This window comes from Skermanella sp. (assembly GCF_059503625.1).
In genome coordinates this window covers 780-7,017 of sequence record NZ_JCACHA010000940.1, presented here as the reverse complement: position 1 = coordinate 7,017, position 6,238 = coordinate 780, and the positions used below count along the sequence as shown (strand labels likewise).

The window sequence follows — 6,238 nt, the reverse complement described above, 5'->3', positions numbered from 1 at the left end:
TACGTGCTGGACAGCTGGCAGTACGAAGGCATGAAGGTGCCGTCGTCGCTGGCCGAGCACCACGCGACGACGACCGAGTCCTTCAACGATACCTCGAAGACCACCAGCGAGGGTCCGCCGCCGCACGACCGCACGCTTCAGCATCCCAACTGCGTCTACCAGATCATGAAGCGGCACTATGCCCGCTACACGCCCGAGATGGTCGAGCGGGTGACGGGATGCCGCGCGGACACCTTCCTGAAGGTGTGCGAGGCGATCACCCGCGCTTCGGGGCGCGACAGAACCGGGGCGATCTGCTACGCGGTCGGCTGGACGCATCACAGCACCGGCGTCCAGATGATCCGGGGCGCCGGGATCATCCAGGCGCTGCTGGGCAATACCGGACGGCCCGGCGGCGGCGTTCTGGCGCTGCGGGGCCACACCAGCATCCAGGGCAGCACCGACATCCCGACGCTGTACGACATGCTGCCGGGCTACCTTCAGCAGCCCCACGCGTACCGCAAGCACAAGGACTTCGACCAGTATCTGGAGACGGAGCAGACGCCGACCGGCTGGTGGCATAACTTCCCAAAATACGCGGTCAGCCTGCTCAAGGCGTGGTACGGCGACCATGCGGCCAAGTCCAACGGCTTCGGCTACGAGTGGATGCCCAAGATCGTCGGCGACCATAGCCAGTTGCCGATGACGCTGGCGATGCGCGACGGCGTCATCCGGGGGATGTTCTTCCTGGGGCAGAACCCGGCCATCGGCGGCAGCAATTCCAAGATGGTTCAGGCCGGGCTGGCGAAACTGGACTGGATGGTGGTGCGCGACTGCGCGGAAACCGAGACCGCCTCCTTCTGGAAGGAAGGGCATCTGGTCCGCGACGGCGACATGAAGCCGGAAGACATCGGGACGGAAGTGTTCCTGATGCCAGGATCTCTGGCGGGCGAGAAGGACGGCACGTTCACCAATACCCATCGGCTGCTCCAATGGCACGACAAGGTCGTGGACGGTCCGGGCGAAAGCCAGTCGGAGCTGTGGTTCATCTACCATCTCGGCCTGCGCCTGAAGGAGCTTTACGCGGACAGCGACAAGGACCGCGACAAGCCGATCCAGAACCTGACCTGGACCTATCCGGAGATGAGTCCCGACCGCGATCCGTCCGCGGAAGCCGTGCTGAAGGAAATCAACGGCTATACCTGGGTGGAACGGAAGCAGCTTACCGGCATCAACGACATCAAGGACGACGGCTCCACCGCCTGTGGTTGCTGGATCTATTGCGGGGTCTTCCCGCAGGAGGACCACAACCAGTCGCGCTCCCGGCGGGCCGACGGGCCGGAGGGACCGGGGACCCACCTGGGCTGGGGCTTCGCGTGGCCGGAGAACCGCCGGACCCTGTGCAACCGCGCCTCGGCCGATCCGGAAGGCAAGCCCTGGTCGGAGAAGAAGCGGCTGATCTGGTGGGACGAGGAAAAGAAAAGCTGGACCGGCGATGACTCGGTCGATTTCCCCAAGGACAAGGCTCCCGGCTTCGATCCAGACTGGAGCAAGCATCCGACCGGCATGGACGCCCTGGACGGGCGCAGCCCCTACATCATGATCGCCGACGGCAAGGCGTCGCTGTTCGCTCCGTCCGGCATGAAGGACGGGCCGTTGCCTGCCCACTACGAGCCTCTGGAAAGCCCCGTCCACAACGCCGTCTACGCAAGGCAGTCCAACCCGGTCGCCAAGCGCTGGGAGGAAGCCGACAACCAGCTGGCGGAGCCGGGCGATCCGCGTTTCCCTCACGCCTTCACGACCTACCGGCTCACCGAGCACCATTCCGGCGGCACTCCGACCCGTTCCGTGCCGGTCACGGCGGAGTTGCAGCCGGAAGGCTTCGCCGAGATCCCGACCGAACTGGCGCGGGAACTGGGCATCGCGAACGCCGATTGGATCGTAATCTCGACGCTGCGCGGCGAGATCGAGACGCGGGCGCTCGTGACCGACCGGATGCAGCCGTTCCGTCTGGCGGAGGGCAGGGTGGTCCATCAGGTCGGCATGCCCTGGCATTTCGGCTGGAAGGGGTATGCGACCGGCGACATCGCGAATGTCCTGACTTCGGTCGTCGGCGACCCGAATACCAGCATGCACGAGAACAAGGCGCTGGTCTGCAACGTTAGACCAGGGCGCCTGACGCGGGGCGCTCCAACCCGAGGAGACGGCTGATGGGCGTCCATCCGCGCGCACTTGATTATGCCGAGTCATTTCCGAACCATGTCATTCCGGATGAATCGGAACTGACCTGCGGCACCAAGATCGAACCGGGCAAGAGCTACGGCTTCTTCACCGATACGACGTTGTGCATCGGCTGCAAGGCCTGCGAGGTCGCCTGCAAGGAATGGAACGGCCTGCCGGCCGATCACCTGGGGCTGACAGGACGCAGCTACGACAACACCGGCGATCTCGGCGCCAATACGTGGCGGCACGTCGCCTTCGTCGAGAAGATCGGCAGCGGCGGCGACCGCGCGCAGGAGATGAAGCCGTTCCAGAGCAACTGGCTGATGATGAGCGACGTGTGCAAGCACTGCGCCAACGCCCCCTGCCTGGAAGCCTGTCCGACCGGCTCGATCTTCAGGACCGAATTCGACACCGTCGTCGTCCAGCAGGACATCTGCAACGGCTGCGGATACTGCGTGCCGGCCTGCCCTTTCGGCGTGGTCGAGCTGAGCCTGGAGGACGGCAAGGCGCATAAATGCACTCTCTGTTACGACCGCTTGAAGGGCGGGCTGGAGCCGGCCTGCGCCAAGTCCTGTCCGACCGACAGCATACAGTTCGGCGAGATCGGCGAACTGTTCGAGCGCGCCGGAAAGCGTGTCGAAGACCTGCACGAGAAGGGGGCTACCGACGCTTATCTCTACGGCGCACCGGATACGCCGGGAGCGACCGGCGGCCTCAAGCACCTGAACGCTTTCTTCCTGCTGACGGACAGGCCGGAAGTCTACAATCTTCCGGTGGCGCCGACGCGAGCCAGCGACCGGGTCAGGCCCAGCTTCCTCACCGGACTGGCGGCGATGGCCGGGCTGACCCTTGCGGCTGCCGCCCTGATGTCGTCGGGCCGGGAGCGCGGACGATGAGGCAGGAGCAGGCCCGGCAGCCGGTCGAACGACGGGTCGAGCAGACGGCGATTCCGCACCCCGCCGTCGAGGAATGGAACGGCGAGACCTATTACGATCAAGCGTCGGTCAAGCCCAGCCCGTTCGACTGGAAGGTCGCGGCCTATGTCTATGTCGCGGGGCTGGCGGGGTCCGCGCAGATCATCGCGACCCTGACCGACCGCCTTGGCGACGGTGGGGACGAGACGATCGTGCGGAACGGCCGGTTCCTGGCCGTGGCCGGGGCGATGATCGGGGCGCCGCTCCTGATCATGGACCTCAAGACTCCCAGCCGCTTCTACAACATGCTGCGGATCTACCGGACCAGTTCCCCCATGTCGTTCGGGTCGTACATCCTGAGCGGTTTCGGGGCCGCGAGCGGCCTGACCGCCGTGGCTCATTTGATAGGGGAACGGCGGACGGACGGCAGCCGCTCTCCCATGCGCCGCGCGGCCGACATGACGCAGGTTCCCGCTGCCTTCCTGGGTGCCGGGATGAGCACCTATACCGCCGCACTCCTGAGCGCCACCAGCACGCCGCTCTGGGCATCGGCGCCGCAGGCGATGGCGGCACAGTTCGGAACCTCATCCATGGCGACGGCGGCGGCGGCCCTGTCGCTCGGCGAACAGATCGCCGGCAACCCCGACAACAGCCGGCGCCTGGACGGCCTCGCCGCCGTGGCGGCGGCGGGCGAGCTGATCGCGACGGCTTATGCCGAGAAGCGCCACCACGAAACCGGCGTCGGCGAAACGTTGCGCGACGGACCTATCGGCTTCAGCTACAAGGCCGGCGCACTGGCTTTGGGCCTCGGCGTGCCGCTGATCTGCCACTCGATCAATGCGCTGTCGAAGCGGCCGAGCCGGGGGCTTTCCATTCTGGGATCGCTGGCCCTGCTCGCCGGCGGGATGGTCATGCGGCAGGCGATCTTCCAGGCCGGCAACAAGTCGGCGGAGCGGCCGGACGACTATTTCCGTCTGACCCAGCGGGCACCCGAGGGGACAAGACCGCGCCGCCGCGTCGATCGTGCCGTCGATGACCGGAGACGGCTGTCATGATCGACAGGCAGGGCTGCGACAAGGCGCTGAAAACGCTGGACCACGTACTGAACGAAAAGCCCGAGCAGTACCACGAGGAAGTCGTGGAGGTTCTGCGCTGCTTGGTATCGATCCGGAACCATCTGATCGGCCGGCGCCGGAATTCGGAGCCGTCCGCCGAACTGGACGAGCGGCTCGATCATGTCAACGCCGTGGTCAGCGTGATGACCTCGGGCAGCTTTCCCGTCGTAGGCCTCAACCACGAACGCTTGAAGCAGGCCCGCGACCTCATGGCCAGCATCCTGGATACCCTCCAGCCCGATCCGAAGGCACCCCAGCCTTCGTCCCCCTGACCTCCGGAAGAGCTTGGCCGACCTTGCTGCAAGACCCGACACACCCCCATCCGTCGCCGGAGCCGACCCGACGCCGTACCGGAGCCGCTACTAAAGCCGTAGCGGCCGCCCTTCCCGTGCTCGCGTCCTGCTCCGGCCCGCAATCGACGTTCACGGCCGCCGGAAGCGAGTCCGAGAGCATCCTCTACCTGTTCTATGTGATGGCGGCGGGTGCTTCGGTCATCTGGCTCGTCGTCATTGGCCTCAGCCTTTATGCGGTACGCACGACCCCCGCCCGCGACGGCGCCCGCATCGGAGTCCAGCTGATCATCTGGGGCGGCTGCGTCTTCCCGACGGTCGTGCTGGCGCTCCTGCTGTACTGGGGCCTGGAGAAGATGCCGGGATACCGCCGCCCGGCCGACGGTCCAAGGATCGCGGTTTCCGGCGAGCGGTTCTGGTGGCGGGTCGCGTATGACGTCGAGGGCGAACCGGGCATCGTCAAGAGCCTGCCTGCGGGCGGCGTCGAAAGCGCCAACGAAATCTGGATACCGGTCGGCCGCCGGACCGAAATCCTGCTCGGCAGCCCCGACGTGATCCACTCCTTCTGGGTTCCGGCATTGGCCGGCAAGACCGACATGATACCGGGCCGGGTCAACCGCATCGTCCTGGAGCCCCTTGTCGAAGGCATCTACAACGGTGTCTGCGCCGAGTTCTGCGGCGATGCCCATGCCCAGATGGGCCTGCGCGTCGTCGCCGTCCCGGAGGCCAAGTATGCGGCCCATGTCGCGGCGATGGCCGAACCCGCCGCCGTCGTGTCGGGCAGGGGAGTCGATGCCTTCCTAGGCAACGGGTGCGCCGCCTGCCACACCGTCCGCGGAACGCCGGCTGCGGGCTCCATCGGACCGGATCTCACCCATGTCGCGTCGCGGCTCACCCTCGGCGCCGGTCTGCTGGAAAACAACAGGGAGAACCTGACCGCCTTCATCCGCGCCACCGACCATGTGAAACCGGGTGTGCAGATGCCGGCCTTCGGCATGCTCCCCGACGACGATATCGCGGTCATCGCGAACTGGCTGGGAGAACTGCGATGAGCGCCACTCATGACGGTCGCGACGCCGAGGAGCTTCGCAAAGGCCAGGAAGAACGGCTGAACAAAGTCTGGGAGACCCCGAAGGGCTGGCGCTACTGGTCGGTGGTCAACAATACGGAAGTCGGCATCTGGTACACCGCGACGTCCTTCGCCTTCATGCTCTTCGCAGGCGTGCTGGGGCTGCTGGCCCGTGTCCAGCTCGCCGTTCCCGAGAACGACTTCCTGACGGCAAGCTTCTACAATCAGGTCTATACGCTGCACGGAACGGTGATGATGTTCCTGTTCGCGGTGCCGATCTTCGAGGCGGTGGCAATCGTCATCCTGCCCCAGATGCTCGGCGCCCGCGACCTGCCGTTCCCCCGGCTGTCGGCCTTCGGCTACTGGTGCTTCCTGATCGGCGGCGTCTTCGTCTCGGGCTCGATCTTCTTCGGTGCGGCGCCGCAAGGCGGCTGGTTCATGTATCCGCCGCTGACGACGCAGGAACGGTTCACGCCCGGCTACGGTCCGGACATCTGGCTGCTCGGCCTGTCGTTCATCGAGGTCGCTTCCATCGCCGCCGCCGTCGAACTGATCGTCGGCACCCTGAAATGCCGGCCTCCCGGCATGCGGCTCAACCTGATGCCGCTCTACGCCTGGTACGTGCTCGTCGTCGCCGGCATGATCCTG

General features: G+C 66.0%; 6 protein-coding genes. All 6 read left to right on the top strand.

Annotation, left to right across the window (positions count from 1 at the left end; all coding sequences use genetic code 11):
- A partial coding sequence (locus AC5JJ6_RS34315; RefSeq protein ID WP_496046342.1) for a molybdopterin dinucleotide binding domain-containing protein occupies positions 1 to 2,190 on the top strand: 2,190 nt, incomplete at its 5' end.
- Positions 2,190 to 3,098 carry a 4Fe-4S dicluster domain-containing protein gene (locus tag AC5JJ6_RS34310; protein ID WP_496046341.1) on the top strand — a complete coding sequence of 303 codons (909 nt, stop codon included), beginning with the start codon at positions 2,190 to 2,192 and terminating at the stop codon, positions 3,096 to 3,098. The genes AC5JJ6_RS34315 and AC5JJ6_RS34310, both read left to right, overlap by 1 nt.
- On the top strand, positions 3,095 to 4,171 hold the full coding sequence (gene nrfD / locus AC5JJ6_RS34305) for an NrfD/PsrC family molybdoenzyme membrane anchor subunit (protein ID WP_496046340.1): 1,077 nt from the start codon (positions 3,095 to 3,097) through the stop codon (positions 4,169 to 4,171). Before AC5JJ6_RS34310 ends, nrfD begins: the two co-directional genes overlap by 4 nt.
- Positions 4,168 to 4,503, top strand: a complete 336-nt coding sequence (locus AC5JJ6_RS34300) for a hypothetical protein (RefSeq protein ID WP_496046339.1) — start codon at positions 4,168 to 4,170, stop codon at positions 4,501 to 4,503. The genes nrfD and AC5JJ6_RS34300 overlap by 4 nt, the downstream gene beginning before the upstream one ends.
- 23 nt (positions 4,504 to 4,526) lie before the next feature.
- A complete protein-coding gene (locus AC5JJ6_RS34295) occupies positions 4,527 to 5,573 on the top strand; it encodes a cytochrome c oxidase subunit II (protein WP_496046338.1) in 1,047 nt (348 codons plus the stop codon).
- Positions 5,570 to 6,238: cbb3-type cytochrome c oxidase subunit I (locus AC5JJ6_RS34290; protein ID WP_496046337.1), on the top strand; the 669-nt coding region annotated here is incomplete at its 3' end. The genes AC5JJ6_RS34295 and AC5JJ6_RS34290, both read left to right, overlap by 4 nt.